General features: G+C 61.9%; 1 protein-coding gene and 1 pseudogene. Both read left to right on the plus strand.

What is annotated here, in order from left to right; genetic code table 11:
• The first annotated feature begins 545 nt into the window (after nt 1-545).
• Nucleotides 546-940, plus strand: a pseudogene (locus tag MJ785_RS18670) (type II toxin-antitoxin system RelE/ParE family toxin).
• Entirely contained in the window at nt 937-1,251 is a 315-nt protein-coding gene (locus MJ785_RS18675) for a transcriptional regulator (protein WP_239310862.1), read from the plus strand. The pseudogene MJ785_RS18670 and the gene MJ785_RS18675 overlap by 4 nt, the downstream one beginning before the upstream one ends.
• Nucleotides 1,252-1,432: the final 181 nt, after the last annotated feature.

Below are 1,432 nucleotides of genomic sequence, written 5' to 3' on the forward strand. Positions count from 1 at the left end.
GCTGCTCTCTCGGAACTGGTGGTCGGGCGACCGACGGGCCCGTGCGCTCATTCCGGCGGCACCCGGACGGCGCCCCACCGGGGCGTCACGGCCGACGGGAAATGCTCGGCCGGCCTGGAGCAACCACAGCGGTACACATCTGCGGCGCATCCGCCGCTACCGGCGATGTAACTAGTTTCAGCAACTATTTGCAGTCTGGCGTACGCAGCCAGCGCGGTCAACCCATCCAAAAAGCACCCGAACGCGACGCGGGACCGCCAGAGGATCTTCCGGTAATTGCCAACAACAGAGAAATAGGCGTTTCATCCGCTTATGTTCGACGGCATGTCGACCCCGTAGCCGCAAGCACCCCACCAACCATTTGATCCGCGGTCAGACCTGGATCTTCCGCCAGCCCCCGTGGGCGTCCTTCCTGTCGGCTGAGCTCGTACGCTCCATTCATCGTCGTCCGCCGGCTTGGCTGTCAGCCGGTCAGTCACAGCGCGCCGGCCGCGGAATCTTCTGGAATCACAGAGCGGATGTTTAGGCTAGGCTATAGTTGATCCATGTCGGCAGAACCACCTCATCAGTGGGCGATCAAGGTCGCACCCGAAGTACGGGAGTGGCTGCGTGCGTTGCGCCAGACAGATCCGGACGCCTATCGGTCGGTCAACGTGGTGATCGACATGCTCGCCGAGATCGGACCCGGGCTCGGGCGTCCGCTGGTCGACACACTGCGTGAGTCGACAGTCAAGAATCTCAAGGAGCTGCGTCCACGGTCGGGCCGGATGTTGCGATACGGGTGATCTTTGTCTTCGACCCCTGGTCGCAGGCGGTACTGCTGGTCGCTGGCAACAAGGCTGGCGACTGGTCGCGATGGTACAGGACGGCGATCCCCGCGGCCGAGATCGCGTATGACAGATGGCTGGCCTCGGAGAGGAAGCGGCGGGAGGGCTCATGACCGAGTTTCATGACTGGGACGACATTCGCGCCGAGCTGCACGACGGCGATGGGGATGCGCTAACCGCTGAGCGGGCGCGCACCGAGGCATGGGTTAGTGCATTCCATCTGGCCGAGGAGCGCAAGCGACTGGGGCTAACTCAGCGTCAGGTGGCCGACCTGATGGGCGTCTCCCCGGGCCGGGTGAGTCAGATCGAGAACGGTGATCTCGATGCCAACGAGGTCGCTACGCTAAGCCGGTATGCCCGAGCGCTGGGTGCTCGCATGCGGATCATCTTCGACTATGGAAACGATCTCCGCCAGATCGCCTGACCGGCCATTGCCCTTCACGAATTCTTGATTATTTTCTGAAGTGGTCCCTCTATCGTAGAGGGCGAGTTCTCCACCGTGGGATTTAAGCGCGCCACCAACACAGAGAATGAGATCATATAGACAGATCCTACTTGATGCGGAACCGTGCAGGAGATGAAGGTTTTGCGGCCCTTCGGCGTCG

Source organism: Protofrankia sp. CiT1 (assembly GCF_917627335.1).
GTDB lineage: Bacteria > Actinomycetota > Actinomycetes > Frankiales > Frankiaceae > Protofrankia.